This window comes from Sphingomonas sp. MS122, from assembly GCF_049532975.1.
Classification (GTDB): domain Bacteria; phylum Pseudomonadota; class Alphaproteobacteria; order Sphingomonadales; family Sphingomonadaceae; genus Sphingomonas.
Genome location: NZ_CP186695.1, coordinates 273,518 through 292,460, shown reverse-complemented (window position 1 = coordinate 292,460; position 18,943 = coordinate 273,518). Strand labels below are relative to the sequence as shown.

The following is an 18,943-nucleotide window of genomic DNA, read 5'->3' as shown; positions in this document are numbered from 1 at the left end:
CTGGCAATGCCTGTCTGCTTTGGCGGCCCCTATGCCAGCTTGGCGATCAGCGCTTCCGCGGCGCTGCGGTCGGTGAAGCCGGGGATGGCGATGGCGGCCTGGGCCTGCGCCTTGGCGTCGGCATTGCGGCCGGCCTCGGCATAGGCCTGGGCGAGCTGCCAGCGCAGCATCGGGTGGCTCGGGGCCATCGCGACGGCCTTTTGGAGGAGCTCGATCCCGCCCTCGACATCGCCACTCTCGGCGAGCGTCCAGCCCATCACGCCGGTCACGGCGGGATTGGACGGGGCGAGCAGATAGGCGGCCTCGGCATAGTGCGCGGCGCGCTCGGGCTCGCCCGCGCCGGCATAGGCGAAGGCGAGGTCGGCGAGCAGGCCGGCGTCGCGATTGCCGGTGCGCAGCCGGACGGCTTCAAGCGAATCGATCGCCGCGTCATAGTCGCCCGCTGCCGCCTGCCAGCTCGCCGAGAGGCGCAGCGCGGCGAGGTTGATCGGGTTCTGCGAGAGGAACAAGGCGAGCGTGGTCGACGCTTCCTGGCGCTGGCCCGAACGGTCGAGCGCCTCGACCAGGCGGAGCATCGCGGCCTCGTCGAAGCGGATGCTGGCGGCGTCCTTGTAGTAGCGCACGGCCTCGGCGGGCTGCCGGAGCAGCATCAGCGTATCGCCGACGAGCAGGTGCGCGGCGGGGGCGCCGGGGTTGCGCGCCGCGATGTCCTGCGCCTTGGCGAGCGCCGCGCCCTTGTCGCCGCTGTCGATCAACCCGCGGATCAGCGGGATCGCGGCGCGCGGATCGTCGGCGGGGGCGCGCTGCGCGGCGGCGGTGAGCATCGGCAGCGCGTCGTCCGAGCTGAACCAGGCGGCGCCGTCACGCGCCGGGGAGGCCGCGCGGTCGAAATAGCGCGCGGCGGTCTGGCGGTCGCCAATGCGTTCGTAGCCGCGTGCGACGAGGCTGAGCGCATAGGCGTCGGCATCGCCGCGGGCGACGACCGGGAGCAGCGTTTCGATGCCGTTCTTGGAGGCGTCGGAACGCAGCAGCGCGGTGGCGAGCAGCTTGCGCGCGGTGATGTTCATCGGCTGGAGGCTGACGAGGTTGCGGAGCTTCTCGATCGCGCGCTCGTAGCGGCCCTGCTGCAGGTCGAGCGATCCGCCGAGGAGCAGGCCACCGGGGAGCGCCGCGACGCCGCTGCCGGCGCGCTGGAGCAGGTCGCGGGCAAGGTCAAACTGCTCGGCGCGGGCGGCGAGCACCGCCTGGAGATAGAAGGCCTGCGGGCTGCGCGGACGGACCTCCATTGCGCGCCGCGTGGCCGCGAGCATCGCGCGGGTCTGGCCCGCGTCGCCCAGGGTCGAGGCGTACTGGATCAGCGCGGCGTGGCGATAGGGGTCGCGCTCGAGCGCCGCCTCGAACCACGGCAGCGAGGCGACCAGGCCGTATTGCGCGCGGACCAACTCGCCGCGCAAGATCAGCGCATCGGTATTGCCCTTGTCGAGCGCGGTCGCCTTGCCGGCTGCCTCGATCGCGCCGACCAGGTCGCCGGCATTGAAGCGGAAGCGGCCGAGTTCGGTCCAGGCATCGGCGCTCTGCGGGGCGAGCTGGACCGCGGCGAGCGCGGCCTGCTGCGCGGCGGCGAGGTTGCCGCCCGCGGTATAGGCACGGGTGCGCACGCGCAACGCGTAGAGGCGGTCGGCCTCAGGCGCATTTTCAGCCAGTGCCTTCTCGCTCTCGGCGATCGCACGGCGCGGGTCGCCCTGAAGAAGGATCGCGTGTGCCATCAGCGCATGGGTGCGCTTGGCGTCGATACCGTTGTCGATCGCGCGGCGCAGCGCGGCTTCGCCCGCGATGCCCTCGTCGAGCGCGAGCGAGGCTCGGGCGAGCGCGAGGTGTGCCTCGCCCCAGCGCGGATCGGCGCGCACCGCGCTGAACGCCTGGCTGCGCGCGGCCGAGGCGTTGGTCGCCTTGAGATAGGCTTCGCTGCGCGCGAGCGCGGCACGGGCGGCTTCGGGGTCCGGGCCGCCGGTGACGACCGAGCCGAACGCGAGCAGCGCGACGCCGAACGCGCCGATGCACAGCGCGAACACGACGATGCGGCGCAGGTTCACGCCGCGCTTGGCGGCGCTGCTGCTCCTGCGGCGGCGGCGGGGTTCAGGGCTGGAGGTCATAAGCCTTCATGAGGTCGTAGAGGGTGGGGCGGCTGATCCCGAGCAGGCGCGCGGTGCCGGAGATGTTGCCGTCGGCGCGCGACAGCGCCTGCGCGATGGCGCGGCGGTCCGCCGCCTCGCGCACAGCCTTGAGGTTGATCGGGCCGGCATCCTCGCCGGCGGATTCGAGGTCGAGATCGGCAGCGGTAACGAGCTTGCCGTCGGCCATGATCGCGGCACGTTTGACGCGGTTCTCGAGCTCGCGGACGTTGCCCGGCCAATGCCACGCGTCGATCGCGGCGAGCGCGTCGGGCGCGAAGCTCTTGTTGCCGAGCTTCATCGCGGTGGCGTGCTTGTGCAGCAGGTGCCGCGCGAGCAGGCCGGCGTCGCCGGGGCGCTCGGCGAGGCTCGGGATGCGCACGACGATCTCGGCGAGGCGGTAATAGAGGTCCTCGCGGAAGGTCGCGGCGGCGACCATGGCGTCGATGTCCTGATGCGTCGCGCAGACCACGCGGGTGTCGACCGCGATCGGCTTGCGCCCGCCGATGCGCTCGATCACGCGCTCCTGCAGGAAGCGCAGCAGCTTGACCTGGAGCGGGAGCGGGACGTCGCCGATCTCGTCGAGGAACAGGGTACCGCCCTGGGCCTGCTCGATCTTGCCCTCGGTGGTCTTGACCGCGCCGGTGAAGGCGCCCTTCTCATGCCCGAACAGCTCGGATTCGAGCAGGGTCTCGGGGATCGCGGCGCAGTTGATCGCGACGAACTGGCCCTTGCGGCGCGACGCATCGTGCAGGCCGCGGGCGAGCAGCTCCTTGCCGGTGCCGCTGGCGCCCAGCAGCATGACCGAGACGTCGGCCGGGGCGACTCGCTCGATCGTGCGGGTGACCTTGAGCATCTCGGGCGAGCCGGTGACGATCCCGCCGAGCGCGGTGCCGCTCTCGGCGCGCGCGGCGAGGCGGCGATTCTCCGCCTCCAGCGCATGGACATGGAAGGCGCGCGCGACGATCAGGCCGAGCGCGTCGATGTCGATCGGCTTCTGGTAGAAGTCCCATGCTCCCATCGAGATCGCGCGGAGCATCGATTCGCGCTCGCCATGGCCCGAGGCGACGATGACGCGGGTGTCGGGCTTAAGCGCGAGAATGGTTTCGAGCACCGCGAAGCCTTCGCTGGTGCCGTCGGGATCGGGCGGCAGGCCGAGGTCGAGCGTGGCCACCGCGGGCTCCTCGGCACGGAGCATCGCGATCGCGCTCTCGCGGTCGCCCGCCGTCAGGATCTCATAGCCCTCATAGGCCCAGCGCAGCTGGCGCTGGAGCCCGGCATCGTCCTCGACGATCAGGAGTTTGGGTTTGTCGCTCATGCCGCCTGTCCGATTTCACCATGGCCGCCGCCCGCCGCGCGCAGCACCACGCGGAAGCGCGAGCCCTTGCCCTCGCTGCTCTCCACCTCGATCCGGCCGCCCATCTCGGCGGCGAGCTTCTGCGCCTCGAACGCGCCGATGCCGAAGCCGCCGGGCTTGGACGAGACGAAGGGCTTGAAGAGCTTGTCGCGGACGAAGGCCGGCGACATGCCGGCGCCGCGGTCGATCACCTCGATCCGCGCCTCGCGGCCCTGCGCATCGACCGCGATCGTGATCGGCGCGTCGGGCGCGCTCGCCTCGACCGCGTTCTGGACGAGATGGCCGAGCAGGGTCTCGAGCATCGCCGGGTCGGCGATCGCCAGCGGATCGCCGGCCACGGTCACTTCGACCGGGTGCTGCGCGCGGCGCGCCTTGGCGACGCGGCGGGCGAGCGGGGCGAGCGGGACCGCGACCGGCGCTTCCGCGCGGGCGCGGTGATGCTGCGAGAGGCGGGCGAGCATGTCGTTCATGCGGCCGGCCGAATCCTGCAGCGTCGCGACCATGTCGGCGCGGAAGGCGGGGTTGTCGGCATGACGTTCGGCATTGCGCGCGACGAGGGTGAGCTGGCTCACCAGGTTCTTGATGTCGTGCATGATGAAGGCGAAGCGGCGGTTGAATTCCTCGAACCGCTCGGCCTCGGCCAGCGCTTCCAGCGCGCGTTCCTCGGCGAGATAGCTGGCGAGCTGGCGGCCGGCTGCCTTGAGCAGGTCGAAATCCTCCCAGTCGAGCGCGCGCGGCACCGGCGGGCGGGCGAGCACGATCGCTCCGGCGAGACGGCTGTGATGGGGGAGCGGAACGATCACCCAGGCGGGCTCCCAGCTGCGGATCGAAGGGGGAATTGCCGCGGATGCCTCGTCATTGTCGAGCTCGAGGATCAGCGCCGGGTCGAGCGCCGCCTGCGGCCAGTCCTGGCCATAGCCGGCGGGCAGCGCGTCGCGCGCGACATTCCAGGCGGCACCGACGCCGAGTCCGTCGCCCTGCGGCACCAGCAGCACGCCCGAGGGGGAGTCGGTGAGGTCCGCGAGCGCCTTGACGATGCGCTCGTCGAGCGGGGCGCTGCCCTCGGGCTCGCCCAGCGTCTCGGTGAAGCGCAGCCATTCGGCGCGATAGTCGTAGCGATGGCGGAAGAAATGCTTGGCGAGCTTGACCTTGATCCAGGCGCGCAGCCACGGGCTGGAGACGAGGGTGAGGATCGCGGCGGTCGAGCCGAACACGAAGGCGGTCTGGAGCAGCCGCGCATTGTCGCCGCCGATCGCGGCGAGCGCGGTGGTGGCGAGCGCGAGCAGCGCGAAATAGAGCCCGATCGCGACCAGCGAGAGCGACTGGTAGGCGACCGTGCGCGAGAGCTGCATCGGCCATTCGCCGCGGCGCTGCAGCCCCGCGGCGATCGCGGCGGCAATCAGCGCCATGGCGAGCCCGCGCACCGCGACCAGCTCGATCGGCCACCCCTCGGTGAGCCAGGCGACGCTGAGCACGTTGATGTCGACCAGCCACATCGCGGCGAGCGCGAGCACGATCGGGCGCATGCCGGTGCGCCCCGGCGTGGCGATCGCGCTGTGCAGGCTCTGCACCAGGACGAGCGCGGCGACCGCGACCATCATGCGCAGCAGCAGGGCGGCGCGGGTGGCGTCGGCAGTCACCTCGGGCGCGGCGACGGCGATGACGTGAAGCGCCAGCGCGATCACGATCACCACCGCGACCACGCCATAGACGGTGCCGATCGCCGCGGGCGGGCGTTCGGCGCCGCTGCGGCGGTGGAGCACGATCATGAAGCCGAGCCAGGCGAGGTTGCGCGCGCCCTCGGCAAGCTTGGTCACCAGGTCGGATTCGCCGATCCCGGCGACGGCGAGCGCCCACAAGGCGGTCAGCGCGAGCGCGGCGGCGAGCGGCTTGCGCGGCACCCCGGGCTCGGCGCGGCGCAGCGCCCACAGGCCGAGCGCGCCGAACAGCAGCGCCGCGAGCGCGTGGCTCCAGAGGATCAAGGTGGCGACCATGACCTCAGCGCGCGCCGTCCGGGAACAGGACGACCCGGAGCGTCTGGAGAAGGATCAGCACGTCGAGAAAGGGCGAATAGTTCTTCGCGTAATAAAGGTCGTATTCGAGCTTGTGGCGGCTGTCCTCGATCGAGGCGCCATAGGGATAGTTGATCTGCGCCCAGCCGGTGATGCCGGGCTTCACCATGTGGCGCTCGGCATAATAGGGGATCTGCTGCTCGAGATCCTCGACGAACTGGGGGCGCTCCGGGCGCGGGCCGACGAAGCTCATCTCGCCCTTGAGCACGCTCCAGCATTGCGGCAGCTCGTCGATGCGCACCTTGCGGATGAAGCGGCCGACGCGGGTGATGCGGGGATCGTCCTTCTCGGCCCAGACGGCCTTGCCCGCGACCTCGGCGTCCTGGCGCATCGAGCGCAGCTTGATGATGTCGAAGCCCTGGCCGTAGAGGCCGACGCGGCGCTGGCGGTAGAAGGCGGGCCCCTTGCTCTCGAGCTTCACCGCGAGCGCGCCGAGCAGGATCAGCGGGAGCGTGAGCGCGAGCAGGATCACGCTGGCGACGATGTCGAACAGGCGCTTGAACATGCTCGACAGCATCCGGCCCGAGGAGAAGCCGTCGGAGAAGATCAGCCAGCTCGGGTTGACCGACTGGAGGTCGACGCGGCCGGTCTCGCGCTCGAGGAAGGTCGAGATCTCGTTGACGTGCACGCCGGTGGTCTTGATCCGCAGCAGGTCCTTGAGCGGGAGCGCGTTGCGGCGCTCCTCGAGCGCCAGCACGACCTCGCTGGCGTTCAAGAGCACGACGTGGTCGGCGAGGTTGTAGATCGCGTCGCGCGCGATCGCTTCGGGGATAGTGCGGTTGGGCTCGCTCATCGCGACATAGCCGACGACGACGAAGCCGGCGCCGGGCTTCTTGGACAGCGCCTTGAGCCGTTCGGCGCGCGCGCCGGCGCCGAGCACGACGACGCGGCGCTTGAACACCTGGCTGCCCAGGGTCTTGCCGAGCAGCAGGCGCAGGACGAACAGCAGCACCAGCGCCGCGAGCATCGCGTAGAGCAGGTTCGAGCGCCAGAAGGTGAGCGCGGGGACGAGGAAGAAGATCACCGACAGGAAGATCGTGCCGAGCGACACCGCGACGAGCAGCCGCGCGGCGGCGACGCGGATCGACTGGAGCGAATCCGCACCATAGACGCCCACCGCCATCATCGCGATCTCGAGGCTGACGGCGAAGCTCGTCATCTGGAGGATGCGCGTGTGGATAGGCTCCACCTTCATCCCGATCTGGTGCGCGCGATAGATCCAGCCGAATTCGGCCGCGGCGAGCAGCAGCGCGACGTCGAACAGCGCCAGCAGCAGCACCGCATTGGGGATATAGTGTTTGAACAGGCGGATCATGACGGCCAATTCCTACACGGCGAGTGTAAACAAATCCGACACCGTGCGCCCGTGTCGGCGAAATTGACGAAGAAATGCTGAACGCGGGGAAATCCGTGCCGCGATAAGTGTTTGGCGGGATGCACAGGCGCAGCTAGAGCGCGCCGTCAGGAGGACTCGCATGACCGACCACAAGCCGATCGTCCCCGTGATCCTTTCCGGCGGTTCGGGGACCCGGTTGTGGCCGATGTCGCGGCCCGAACGGCCCAAGCAGATGCTGGCGCTGACCGCCGAGGAGACGATGCTCCAGCTCACCGCGCGACGCACGCCGACGGGCGAGCGGTTCGCCGCGCCGATCATCGTCGCCAACGCGCTCCACGCCGACATGGTCGAGGAGCAGCTCGGCGCGATCGAGGCGCGGGCGCAGGCGCTGATCCTAGAGCCGATGGGGCGCAACACGGCCCCGGCGATCGCGCTGGCGGCGCTCGCCGCGGGCGAGGGCGGCGGTCCGCTGCTGGTGATGCCGTCGGACCATGTGATCGGCGATGTCGGCGCCTTCCACGCCGCGATCCATGCCGCGATGCCGGCAGTGGAGGCGGGGTGGCTGGTGACGTTCGGCATCACCCCCGACGCGCCCGAGACCGGCTATGGCTATATCCAGGTCGGCGAATCGATCGGCGCCGGAATCCACCAGGTTCGGCGCTTCGTCGAGAAGCCCCGGCGCGAGGTGGCCGAAGCGATGATCGCGGCGGGGGATCATGCCTGGAACGGCGGCATCTTCCTGCTCCGGGCCGATGCCTATCTGGAGGCGCTCGACGCGTTCGCGCCCGAGATACTGGCGGCGGCGCGGGCGGCGATGGCCCGGGCGGTGCGCGAGGGGGTGCGCATCCTGCCCGACGCGGCCGAGTTCGCGCGATCGCCGTCCGATTCGATCGACTATGCGGTGATGGAGAAGGCCGAGCGCGTCGCGGTGGTGCCGGTGAGCATGGGCTGGTCCGACCTCGGCAGCTGGGACGCGCTGCACGCGATCAGCGACTGCGACGAGGCGGGCAACGCCTGCCGCGGCGAGGTGATCGCGATCGACACCGCCGACTGCCTGGTGCGCGCCGGCGCGGGCAAGCGGGTGGCGCTGGTCGGGGTCTCCGATCTCATCGTGGTCGTCGACGGCGACGACGTGCTGATCCTGCCGCGCGGGCGCAGCCAGGACGTCAAGCGCATCATCGAGGCGATGAAGAAGTAGCTGGCTTTCTGCTCCGCTCATGCGGAGGCGGTGCCGCAATCAGGGCTCGAACACGATCGTGACCCCGTCGAGCGGGCGGGCGCGGGCGAGCAGCGGGGGCGGGATCGGCTCGCCGTCGATCAGGATGTAGAGCCGGCCAGGTACCACCTCCCCCCGGCGGAACGCGCTGGTCTCCGCGTCCTGCCGCGCATTGCTGGCGAGCGAGGGGCGCGCGGCATAGACGGCGCGAACCGGGACTTGCGCCCGTGCCGCGCGCCACGCGACCTCCTGGAAGACCCCGAGACCCTTGGTCACGTCGCCGGGGACGAAGGCGATGTCCTTCGCCTGCGCGACGAGCCGGTCCCATTCGGGCGAGGCGGTACGGACATAGAGCGGCGCGCCGCGCGCCTCGGCGCTTTGGGCGCGGATCGACACCGCCATCGGCGCGAGGTCGGCCGCCTGCACCGCGGCGAGCGCGGCGATGGCGAGACCGGCGCGGCGCGGCTCGAGCCGGTAGAGGATGCGGATGCCGGCGAACACCAGCACATAGGCGACCGGCCAGAACAGCCGGCCCGAGGCACGCACCGCGTCGAGCGCGATGGCGAGGCCTTGGGGCAGGTGGAACCGGGGCAGCCGTTGTCCCGCGAAATCGGGATAGGTGCTGATCGCGAGCAGGGTGAGCACGACCAGCGCGGGGATCAGCCATTTGAGCCGCGCGAGGCTGTCGGGCGAATCCGCGGGGCGTGGCAGCCGGCGCGCGAGCACCGCGGCGAGCGGCAGCAGGATCAGCAGGCCGAGCCCGAGATACTGGAACCCCTCGAACCCGCGGCCCGGACGCTGCTCGATCGCGGGGAGGAAGGTCGAGAAGGTCTCGACCCCCGGGTTCCACAGCGCGTCGAGCGGCATCGCGAAGGCGCCGTAATTGCCCGAGGGCCAGTGCGGCTCGAACACGCCGAGGCTCCACGCGATTCCGCCGACCATGGCGAGGATCGCGGCGCATTCGACGAGGATGCGCTGTGCGCCCCTGCGGTCGCGCCACAGCCGCTCGAGCATCGCGCTCGCCCAGATCGCGCCGACCATGACGAGCAGATAGGAGTGGATGAAGGCGGTGACCGCGATCAGCACCGCCCAGCCCCGGTTCGACCCGGCGCGCGCGGGATCGGTGAAGCGCCACAGCGACCACAGGATCAGCCAATGCGCCATCAGGTTCACATGGACGATGCGGTTGAACAGGGTCGGCAACGCCGCGAGCAGCAGCACGCCGCACCACAAGGCGAGCGCATTGGGCGCGTGACGGCGCAGCAGCAGCCAGGCGAAGAACAGCTGGAGGAACAGGCAGACGAGCAGCCACCAGCCGATCAGCTGCGCGTCGGCGGGCAGCAGCCCGCGCAAGGGGAAGGCGAGCGCCGAGAGTAGCGGGTTGCTGTCGGTGAAGAGCAGGCCGACGCCCTCGGGCGCGTTGAGCAGATGTGTGTGCAGGAAGCCGGGCGCGGGATCGTGCAGCCAGGCGTGGAGGCCCAGCGCATTCTCGCCATTGTCGCTGCCGCGCAGCAGCCAGGCGACATTGCCGATGTCGAGGATCTGCCAATGGAAGAATGCGCCGAACAGCGCGAGCGCCAGAGCGGCGAGCACGGCCAGGTCCGCCCATGGCCGGTCTGCGGCTGGTCCGATATCGTCACGGCGCCCCAAGTTCAGCAAGCGAATGACCCGTCCCCCTGTTCGCCCGGGACGCAAGCAAACCCGCCGCGACTTTGCAACCCGCGAGCGCGATCCCGGAACCACCGCCCCGGCCCCGCGCGTTCTTCGCGCGAGAGGAGAAGCCTATGCTCGACGTGCACAAGGCCAAGCATCGCACGATCGATATCGACGGCCTGACCTTGTTCTACCGCGAGGCGGGGCGGGAGGACGCGCCCGCGGTGCTGCTGATCCACGGCTTTCCGAGCTCCTCCTACAGCTTCCGCAACGTGATCGGGCCCCTGGCCGAGGTGGCGCGGGTGGTCGCGCCCGACATGCCCGGCTTCGGCTTCACCCAGGTGCCCGATGATTACGGCTACAGCTTCGCCAACATGGCGGCGTCGATCGACGCGCTGACGCGCGCGCTCGGGATCGATCGGTGCTTCCTCTATGTCTACGACTTCGGCGCGCCGGTCGCCTATCATCTCGCGCTGGCGCGGCCCGAGCGCGTGCTCGGGCTGATCATCCAAAACGGCAACTGCCACGAGGAGGGGCTCGGCGCGCAGTGGGAGCCCAACAAGGCCTATTGGGCCGACCCGACGCCCGAGAACCGCGCCAAGCTGCAGGACTGGCTCAACTTCGAGGGCATGCGCAACGAATATGTCGGCGGCATCCCCGAGCGCTTGAAACCCCTGTTCGCGCCGGAGAGCTGGCATCTCGACTGGGCCCGGATGAGCCGCCCCGGCGGCGTCGACATCCAGTTCCGCATCTTCGAGAGCTATGGCGACTATGTCGCGCGCTTCCCCGAGATCTCGGCCTATCACCGCGAGCACCAGCCGCCCGCGCTGCTGCTGTGGGGACGGCACGACGTCTATTACGAGATCGAGGAGATCCTCGCCTATCATCGCGAGCTCGAGCGGCTGGAGATGCATGTCTTCGACAGCGGGCATGAGATGCTCGAGACTCACCCCCAGGAATGCGCCGCGCTGATGCGCGAATTCGTCCTCAATGTGATGGGGCCGGGGCCGGAGGGCAGCTCGGCCGAGAAGCTCTAGCCCGCGATCCGCCGCAGCGCGGCACGCGCCGCCTTTGCCGCGCCGCGCGACAGGCCGCCGATGCTGCGCAGATTGTAGAGGCGCAGGCGGAAGCGCTCGCGGCGGCGGTCCATCCACTCGGCCTTGTAGGGCTCGTCGCCATTGCCATAGTCGATCACCGCCGGGCGGTCCCGGTCGAGCACGTGGCGGAACATCGCGACCGAGAGCAGGGTGCCGGGTGAATGCTCGCGCTCGCTTTCGAGATAGGCGAGCTTGTGGATCGTCGCGGTGCCGTTCTCGACCGTCCAGAATTGCGCGGCGACCGGCACACCGTCGCGCCGGGCGATGCCGAGGCGCAGCGTGCCGGCTTCGCCCTCAGCCGCGGCGGCAGCACGGAGGAAGGCGGGGGCGCCTTCGTCGGGCTTCCAGCTCTGCGCGTAGATCGCTTCGTACGCGTCCCACGCGGCATCGTCGAACCGGTCGAGCACTTCGGTGGTGAAGGGCGAATTCTTGGTGCGGCGGCGCACCGTGTTGCGCAGCTTGGACGGGCGGCCTGCCCAATAGGTCTCGAAATCGAGCCCCGCGGTGTCGGCGACCCAGTTGGCGGCCTCGACATGCTGGACGGCGAGCCAGCCCTGCGCGCGGAAGGCGTGCTGGAGCTCGGCGGCGACCTCGGCCTCGAGCGGCCACAGGCTGAGCGTGTCGAGGCGGCGGCGGAGATGGCGCGCGGTCTCGGCGAGCAGGCGGGCGCGAGTCTCGGCGTCCGTGCCCGGTGTGAACAAAGGCGCGAAGGCGAGCGTGTACCAGCTGGCGAGCGCCCGGCCGTGGCCCGCGCTGCAATCGCGCAGCGGCAGCCACATCGCGTCGCCGTCATGCCGCGCCGAAGCGATGGCGAGCGGCTCGCCGGGGTAGATGTGCGCGTGAGTGAGCGCGAGCCAGCCGTGCCGGTCGTAGAAGCCGGGCTGCGCCGCGCGGTCGATCGCCCCGGCCGCGTCGCGCGCAAGATCGTCGAGCGAATCGAGGATTCGCACGTCGGTCGCGTTGGCGGCGGCCAAAGGCAGCGCGGCGCTCATTCCGGCCCGGCGTTGCCGGTCAGGCGCTTCGCCCTGGCGAGGGCGCGCCAGGCATAGGCCTTGAAGAGGTTCTGACCGGGATGGCGCGCAGGCATCGCCGGATTGAGGCCGGCCTTGCGCAGCAGCCGGTTCAAGGCGTGCGCGTCGGACTCGCGATAGCTCCATTCGGAGCGCCAGGTCACCGACAGCGAGACCGAGGTGGCCGGGCCATTCTGCACCCAGTGCGGCGCCTTCACCGGGACGTAGAGGCCCTCGCCCGGCGTGAGCTCGACCGGCTGGCCCTTGGACGCGAACGCGTCGCGGAAGGGCAGGTTGCGGTGCGCGCCGCGGTGGAACTCCTCTTGCAGCGCGCCCGGGGTCAGCTCGGGATCGCCGGCGGGGAAGAGCGTCATCGTCTTGGTGCCGCGCAGCTGGAGCAGGATGTTGTGCTCGGGGTCCATGTGGAAGGGCGTGACGGCATTGGGCGAGGAGACGAAGATGAACGCCTCGCGCTTGAGCATCGCGCCGGTGCGGGCGGTGACGACCGGTTCGAGCTCGTCGAGGACCTCGTCGAGCAGCTGGCGGTAGATCGCGTCCTGCTCGACGAACTTGAGCACCATCCACGAGCCGTTCGCCTCGATCGAGCGGATCGAGTCGGCGACCGACAGGCCGTTGTGCTGGACGGTCGAGGGATCGACCTCGATCGGGAGGTCGGCGAGGTTCTGTTCGACATCGACCGGGCGGATGCGCTGCGACAACTCGACCAGCGATTCCAGTTCGAACAGCGGGTGGCCGGTGAGGCCGTGCGCGATCTTGCCCGGCTGCTCGGGATAGAGGGTGGCGAAGCGCTCGCGCGCGCCGGTGTCGAACACGGTACCGGGGACGAGGCGGGAGGCGGGGGCGTTCATTCTTCGGTCTCCGGAGGCGCGAATGCGCGCTCGCGGCGGGCGCGCAGTGCGGCGGCGGCGCGCTCGGCGGCGCGGGCGGCGTGGAACAGGGCGCGGCTGCGCCAGCCGGCGAGCGGCAGGGTGACGCGGACGATTCCGCGGCGTTCGCCCCACAGGCTGTCGATCATCGGATGGTCGGCGCTGGCGCAGCTGTCCATCCAGGCGATGTCGGGGCGGGTGAGGATGTTGAGGTTCTCGAGCTGGATGAGGACGCCGGGGGAGAAGCGCGCGAATTCCTCGTCGAACGCGGTCTTGAACGAGAAGGAGCCGGGGGGGGCGAGGAAATTGACGAGCATCGCCAGCGGGCGGTCGTCGAGGTCGAGACGCAGCAGCTCGAGCTTGCCGGCATCGAACGCGGCGGTGACCGCGTCGCGGAAGAAGGCGGCGGTGTGCGGCTGGCAGGCGAGCGCGGAGCCGCTGCGGCCCTTCCAGCCGGACTTCTCCAGCGCGAGATAGGTGTCGATCCAGGCGGGGAGGTCGTCGCGGCTGGCGAGGCGGGTAGTGGTGACCGTGCCCAGCTCGGCGAGGCGCGACTGGAGGCGCTTGATCTCCTTGCGCTTCTTCTTGCGGACGGTGGCTTCGTAATAGGCCTGGGGCGAGAGGTCGCTTTCGAGCAGCGCGCGCTCGATGCGGTGGACGGTGTCGCACGGGCGGCCAGATTGCGCTGCTGCGGCAACGAGCAAGGCGCGGTGGACGGGGCCGTTCTCGACCAGGCCGGTGAGGTGGAGCAGGCTGGTCGACCACGGGTCGGCGTCGAGCGCGGCGAGAATCGCGGTCCAGGCGGCCTGCTCATGGCCGCGGCGGAGCAGGGGACCGCCGAGGAAGCAGTGATAATGGAGCCAGTTCTCGACATGGCGGAGCGGCAGGCGGCCGTAGCGCGGCTCGGCGGCGAGCGGGAGCAGGCCGATCAACTGGCCCGCGTCGCGGACCGCGAGCAGACGGCCGTCCGGACCGGGGTGGAGATGCGCGGCGCCGGCGGCGACGAACCAGCGCTCGGCGAATACGTTCGGTTCGGATGCGTCTGCGGCGAGATCGTCCCATTCGGCGGCGAAGGCGGACGGGACCGGGCCGAGAGGCAGGAATTCGACGGGCACGGCGGGACACGGCGTCGGAATCGCCTGCGCTGCGCTTGTGTCGATGGCTACCGCCGCGTTCATGACCGCTCCCACACCAGTCATCGGGCAAGTAGCGGCGAAGCGTTAAATTTCGGGAAGCGGCCAGGATACCAGGCGCAGAAAGGGCCGGCGGATCGCTCCGCCGGCCCTTTGCTGTTTGGTTCGGTGGACCGCGCGGGCAAAGCCGCGCGTCGGTCGGATCGGCCGGATTCCGGCCGTCCGCCGTCCGGACCTGAGGAGTCCTGAGTTAGCGTCCGCTAACTCAGGCACCTCTAGGTCAGAAGTCCATGCCGCCCATGCCGCCGCCGGGCATCGCCGGCATCGCGGGCTTGTCTTCCGGCAGCTCGGCGACGGTGGCTTCCGTCGTGATGAGCAGGCCGGCGACCGAGGCCGCGTTCTGGAGGGCGGTGCGGACCACCTTGGTCGGGTCGATCACGCCCGCCGACACCAGATTCTCATAGGTGTCGGTCGCGGCGTTGAAGCCGAACGAGGTGTCCTGCTGGTCGAGCAGCTTGCCCGAGACCACGGCGCCGTCATGGCCGGCGTTGGCCGCGATCTGGCGGACCAGCGCGGTCAGCGCGCGGCGGACGATGTCGATGCCGCGGGTCTGGTCGTCATTGCCGCCGGTCAGGCCCTCGAGCGCACGCGTGCCGTACAGCAGCGCGGTGCCGCCGCCGGGGACGATGCCTTCCTCGACCGCGGCGCGGGTCGCGTGCAGCGCGTCGTCGACGCGGTCCTTGCGCTCCTTCACCTCGACCTCGGTGGCGCCGCCGACCTTGATCACGGCAACGCCGCCGGCGAGCTTGGCGAGGCGCTCCTGGAGCTTCTCGCGGTCATAGTCGCTGGTGGTCTGCTCGATCTGCTGGCGGATCTGCTCGGTGCGCGCCTTGATCGCGTCATGCTCGCCCGCGCCATCGACGATGGTGGTGTTGTCCTTGTCGATCGTGACGCGCTTGGCGGTGCCGAGCATGCCGAGCGTGACGCTCTCGAGCTTGATGCCGAGGTCCTCGCTGATCACCTCGCCCTTGGTCAGGACGGCGATGTCCTCGAGCATCGCCTTGCGGCGATCGCCGAAGCCCGGCGCCTTGACGGCCGCGACCTTGAGGCCGCCGCGCAGCTTGTTGACGACGAGCGTGGCCAGCGCCTCGCCCTCGATGTCCTCGGCGATGATCAGGAGCGGACGGCCCGACTGCACCACGGCCTCGAGGATCGGCAGCATCGCCTGGAGCGACGACAGCTTCTTCTCGTGGATCAGGATGTACGGATCGGCCAGCTCGACGGCCATCTTCTCGGGGTTGGTGATGAAGTAGGGCGAGAGGTAGCCGCGGTCGAACTGCATGCCCTCGACGACGTCGAGCTCGAACTCGAGACCCTTCGCCTCCTCGACGGTGATCACGCCTTCCTTGCCGACCTTCTCCATCGCCTCGGCGATCTTCTCGCCGACTTCGCGGTCGCCATTGGCCGAGATGATGCCGACCTGGGCGATCTCGTTCGAGCCCGAAACGGCCTTCGAACGCGCCTTGACGTCGTCGACGACCTTCTGGACCGCGAGGTCGATGCCGCGCTTGAGGTCCATCGGGTTCATGCCGGCGGCGACCGACTTCATGCCCTCGCGCACGATCGCCTGGGCGAGCACGGTCGCGGTGGTGGTGCCGTCACCGGCGATGTCGTTGGTCTTCGAGGCCACTTCGCGCACCATCTGCGCGCCCATGTTCTCGAACTTGTCCTTGAGCTCGATCTCCTTGGCGACGGTGACGCCGTCCTTGGTGATGCGCGGCGCGCCGAAGCTCTTGTCGATCACGACGTTGCGGCCCTTCGGCCCCAGCGTGACCTTCACCGCGTCGGCGAGGATGTCCACGCCCTTGAGAATGCGCTCGCGCGCGTCGCGCGAGAATTTGACGTCCTTGGCTGCCATGTGACTGCCCTTTCAGATTGGAAGTTGACTCTGGATTGACACTATCGACGGGTCGTCAGGCGCTCAGCCGATGATCCCGAGGATGTCGCTTTCCTTCATGATCAGCAGGTCCTCGCCGTTGACCTTGACCTCGGTGCCCGACCACTTGCCGAACAGGATGCGGTCGCCCGCCTTGACGTCGAGCGGGGTCACCTTGCCATCCTCGGCCTTGGCGCCCGAGCCGGCGGCGACGACTTCGCCTTCCTGCGGCTTTTCCTGGGCGGTGTCGGGGATGATGATGCCGCCGGCGGTCTTGGCCTCGGCCTCGACGCGGCGAACGAGCACGCGGTCGTGCAGCGGACGAAAGTTCATGGAGCTCTCCTGAACACGGGTTGAAGTTGTTGGCACTCCCATGATGTGAGTGCCAGCGCCGCGCATATGGATGGCGCATCGGGCGTCGTCAACGGGTCCGCGACGGACGGAACGAAAGATTTGATGGCCAACCAGGCCGCAACTGCCGCCCTGTGTTGCTTTGGTAACACAGGGCGGTTAGGGGTTGCTCCCAGGCCCTGCCTGTGCGTCAAGGGACGCGGGGCAATCCGAGGAGCACAAGCAAGTGAAACTGGTTCGCGGCGCATGGAAGCTGCTGGTTGGCATCAAGGATGCGCTGGTGCTGCTGTTCATGCTGCTCTTCTTCATCGCGCTGTTCGCGGTGCTCTCGGCACGCCCCAACCCGGCGGCGGTGCGCGACGGGGCGCTGGTGCTCAACATCGACGGGATGATCGTCGAGCAGCCCTCGCAGGCGGATCCGTTCGCGGCGTTCGGCGGCGGGGAGTCGATCAAGGAATACCGGATGCGCGACCTCGTCCGCGCGCTCGACGCCGCCAAGGGCGACAGCCGCGTCAAGGCGGTGGTGCTCGATCTCGACCGGTTCATGGGCGGCTATCCGGCCGCGGTCGCCGAAGTCGGCCAGGCCGTGGCGCGGGTGCGCGCGGCGGGCAAGCCGGTGCTGGCCTATGCCACCGGCTATACCGACAGCGGCTATCTGCTCGCCGCGAACGCGAGCGAGATCTGGGTCAATCCGCTGGGCGGCACGCTGTTCACCGGCCCGGGCGGATCGCGGCTCTATTACAAGGGGCTGATCGACAAGCTCGGCGTCACCACGCACGTCTACAAGGTCGGCAAGTTCAAGTCGGCGGTCGAGCCCTTCATCCTCACCGGCCAGTCGCCCGAGGCGCGCGAGGCCAATGAGGCGCTGTACGGCGCGATCTTCGGCCAGTGGCAGGAAGCGGTGGCCAAGGCGCGGCCCAAGGCGCGGATCCGCGAGACGATCGCGCAGCCCGACGTGGTGGTCGCGGCGGCGAACGGCGACATCGCGCTCGCCAACGAGCGCATGGGCCTGGTCGACAAGCGCGGCGACCGGCTGGCGTTCGGCAAGCGCGTCGCCGAGGTCGCGGGCGCGGATGCGGGCAAGCCGGCGGGCAATTTCAAGGCGATCAAGCTCGCCAACTGGCTCGAGGCCAATCCGGCGCCGAAGACCGGCGACGCGATCGGCGTGATCACCATCGCGGGCGAGATCGTCGACGGCAAGGCGGGCCCGGGCACCGCGGGCGGGGACACCGTGTCGGCGTTGCTGCTCAAGGGACTGGCGGAGAAGAAGCTGAAGGCGCTGGTGGTGCGCGTCGACTCGCCGGGCGGGTCGGCGCTGGCCTCGGAGCGCATCCGCCAGGCGATCCTGCAGGCCAAGGGCCAGGGGCTGCCGGTGGTGGTGTCGATGGGCAGCCTCGCGGCGAGCGGCGGCTATTGGGTGTCGACCCCGGGCGACGTGATCTTCGCCGAGCCCAACACGATCACCGGATCGATCGGCATCTTCGGCATCATCCCGACCTTCGAGAACACGCTCGCCAAGATCGGCGTGACCAGCGACGGGGTGAAGACCACCCCGCTGACCGGCCAGCCCGACGTCTATGCCGGCACCAACGAGACGGTGGACCGGGTGCTGCAGTCGGGGATCGAGCAGGGCTATCGCCGCTTCATCGGGCTGGTCTCGCAGTCGCGCAGGATGACGCCGCAGCGCGTGGACGAGATCGGCCAGGGCCGCGTCTGGGACGGCGGCACCGCGCGCCAGCTCGGGCTGGTCGACCGGTTCGGCAACCTCTCCGACGCAGTCGCGGAAGCGGCCAAGCGCGCCAAGCTCGATCCGGCCAAGGTCCATGCGGTGTATCTCGAAAAGGAGCCGAGCTGGTTCGAGCAGCTGGTCGCGGGCTTTGCCGCGGGCAGCGGCGAGGACGAGGACGAGGAAGCGGCGCCCGAGAGCGGGGGCGACATCTATGCCCGGATCGCGGCGGAGCGACGCGCGGTGTTCGGCCAGGCGCTGGGCGATGCGCGGCGGCTGGCGATGGGCTCGTCGATGCAGGCGCGCTGCCTCGAATGCGGGGCGTTCGGCCCGGCGGCGACGAACGTGCGCGCGGATGCCCGGCTGATCGACCTCGTGCTCGCGAGGATCGGCCTGTGATCCAGCTCCGCGCCGCCGAGCCCGCCGACGCCGCCGCGATCGCCGCGATCTATGCGCCCTATGTGCTGACCGGCACGGTAAGCTTCGAGTTCGACCCGCCCGATGCGCGGCAGATGCGCGGCCGCATGGAATCGTCCGACGGCCTCTATCCGTGGATCGTCGCGACCAATGGCGAGGGCCGCGGCGTGCTCGGCTATGCCTATGCCACGCGCTTCCGCGAGCGTTCGGCCTATCGCTATGTCGTCGAGACCTCGGTCTATGTTGCCGGCGCGGTGCAGGGGCAGGGGATCGGGCGGCTGCTGTACGAGGCGCTGATCGACACGCTGCGCGCGCAGGGCTTCACCCAGGCGATCAGCGTGATCTCGCTGCCCAACGACAATTCGATCCGCACGCACGAGCAGGTCGGCTTCCGTCGCGCCGGCCAGCTGCGCGAGATCGGGTTCAAGGAAGGGCGTTGGATCGACATCGGCATCTGGCAGTGCGAGCTCAACGACAGCACGACCCCGCCGGTCGAGCCCAAGCCGTTCAGCGAAGTGGGCGTGGTGCGCGCCTGACGTGCGCTTTTTCCGGATTAACGCGGCGTTGAGAATGACTTGAGG

At 69.9% G+C, this 18,943-nt stretch carries 14 protein-coding genes; 4 read left to right on the top strand and 10 right to left on the bottom strand.

Annotated elements, in window-relative coordinates:
• Window positions 1-29: 29 nt before the first annotated feature.
• From ACO227_RS01355 to ACO227_RS01340, 4 genes are read right to left on the bottom strand one after another with little or no spacing between them, the layout of a single operon-like run.
• A complete protein-coding gene (locus ACO227_RS01355; protein WP_423604660.1) occupies window positions 30-2,153 on the bottom strand; it encodes a tetratricopeptide repeat protein in 2,124 nt (707 codons plus the stop codon).
• A complete protein-coding gene (gene prsR / locus ACO227_RS01350; RefSeq protein WP_423604658.1) occupies window positions 2,137-3,489 on the bottom strand; it encodes a PEP-CTERM-box response regulator transcription factor in 1,353 nt (450 codons plus the stop codon). Before prsR ends, ACO227_RS01355 begins: the two co-directional genes overlap by 17 nt.
• Window positions 3,486-5,522: an XrtA/PEP-CTERM system histidine kinase PrsK gene (prsK, locus tag ACO227_RS01345; RefSeq protein WP_423604657.1), complete on the bottom strand. Its 2,037-nt coding sequence runs from the start codon at window positions 5,520-5,522 to the stop codon at window positions 3,486-3,488. The genes prsR and prsK overlap by 4 nt, the downstream gene beginning before the upstream one ends.
• A 4-nt stretch (window positions 5,523-5,526) precedes the next feature.
• Window positions 5,527-6,915: a TIGR03013 family XrtA/PEP-CTERM system glycosyltransferase gene (locus tag ACO227_RS01340; RefSeq protein WP_423604655.1), complete on the bottom strand. Its 1,389-nt coding sequence runs from the start codon at window positions 6,913-6,915 to the stop codon at window positions 5,527-5,529.
• 226 nt (window positions 6,916-7,141) lie between these two features.
• Between ACO227_RS01340 and ACO227_RS01335 the strand changes: the two genes are divergently transcribed.
• Complete coding sequence (locus ACO227_RS01335) at window positions 7,142-8,134, top strand: mannose-1-phosphate guanylyltransferase (protein ID WP_423607420.1); 993 nt, start codon at window positions 7,142-7,144, stop codon at window positions 8,132-8,134.
• 39 nt (window positions 8,135-8,173) lie between these two features.
• Here ACO227_RS01335 and ACO227_RS01330 read toward each other — a convergent pair whose 3' ends face one another.
• On the bottom strand, window positions 8,174-9,811 hold the full coding sequence (locus ACO227_RS01330) for a DUF6311 domain-containing protein (protein WP_423604653.1): 1,638 nt from the start codon (window positions 9,809-9,811) through the stop codon (window positions 8,174-8,176).
• A gap of 125 nt (window positions 9,812-9,936) precedes the next feature.
• Here ACO227_RS01330 and ACO227_RS01325 point away from each other — a divergent pair, with 125 nt between their 5' ends.
• The gene (locus ACO227_RS01325; RefSeq protein WP_423604652.1) at window positions 9,937-10,842 is read left to right on the top strand and encodes an alpha/beta fold hydrolase; all 906 of its coding nucleotides are present in this window, start codon (window positions 9,937-9,939) and stop codon (window positions 10,840-10,842) included.
• Here the strand turns inward: ACO227_RS01325 and ACO227_RS01320 are convergent.
• The 5 genes from ACO227_RS01320 to groES all read right to left on the bottom strand — a co-directional run bounded on the left by ACO227_RS01320 (window position 10,839) and on the right by groES (window position 16,201).
• Window positions 10,839-11,894: a GNAT family N-acetyltransferase gene (locus ACO227_RS01320; RefSeq protein WP_423604651.1), complete on the bottom strand. Its 1,056-nt coding sequence runs from the start codon at window positions 11,892-11,894 to the stop codon at window positions 10,839-10,841. The genes ACO227_RS01325 and ACO227_RS01320 overlap by 4 nt on opposite strands.
• Window positions 11,891-12,781, bottom strand: coding sequence for a cupin-like domain-containing protein (locus tag ACO227_RS01315; RefSeq protein WP_423604649.1), 891 nt, complete (start codon window positions 12,779-12,781; stop codon window positions 11,891-11,893). Before ACO227_RS01315 ends, ACO227_RS01320 begins: the two co-directional genes overlap by 4 nt.
• Window positions 12,778-13,914 (bottom strand): GNAT family N-acetyltransferase, encoded by a 1,137-nt coding sequence (locus ACO227_RS01310; protein WP_423604648.1) that lies wholly within the window; start codon window positions 13,912-13,914, stop codon window positions 12,778-12,780. The genes ACO227_RS01315 and ACO227_RS01310 overlap by 4 nt, the downstream gene beginning before the upstream one ends.
• A 298-nt stretch (window positions 13,915-14,212) precedes the next feature.
• The gene (gene groL, locus ACO227_RS01305) at window positions 14,213-15,850 is read right to left on the bottom strand and encodes a chaperonin GroEL (RefSeq protein ID WP_423604646.1); all 1,638 of its coding nucleotides are present in this window, start codon (window positions 15,848-15,850) and stop codon (window positions 14,213-14,215) included.
• Window positions 15,851-15,913: 63 nt separating this feature from the next.
• A complete protein-coding gene (gene groES / locus ACO227_RS01300) occupies window positions 15,914-16,201 on the bottom strand; it encodes a co-chaperone GroES (RefSeq protein ID WP_265117258.1) in 288 nt (95 codons plus the stop codon).
• A 244-nt stretch (window positions 16,202-16,445) separates the two neighbouring features.
• Here groES and sppA point away from each other — a divergent pair, with 244 nt between their 5' ends.
• Together sppA and ACO227_RS01290 are read left to right on the top strand one after the other, a co-directional pair.
• Window positions 16,446-18,344 carry a signal peptide peptidase SppA gene (gene sppA, locus ACO227_RS01295; protein ID WP_423604644.1) on the top strand — a complete coding sequence of 633 codons (1,899 nt, stop codon included), beginning with the start codon at window positions 16,446-16,448 and terminating at the stop codon, window positions 18,342-18,344.
• Window positions 18,341-18,898, top strand: a complete 558-nt coding sequence (locus tag ACO227_RS01290; RefSeq protein ID WP_423604642.1) for a GNAT family N-acetyltransferase — start codon at window positions 18,341-18,343, stop codon at window positions 18,896-18,898. The genes sppA and ACO227_RS01290 overlap by 4 nt, the downstream gene beginning before the upstream one ends.
• Window positions 18,899-18,943 lie beyond the last annotated feature (45 nt).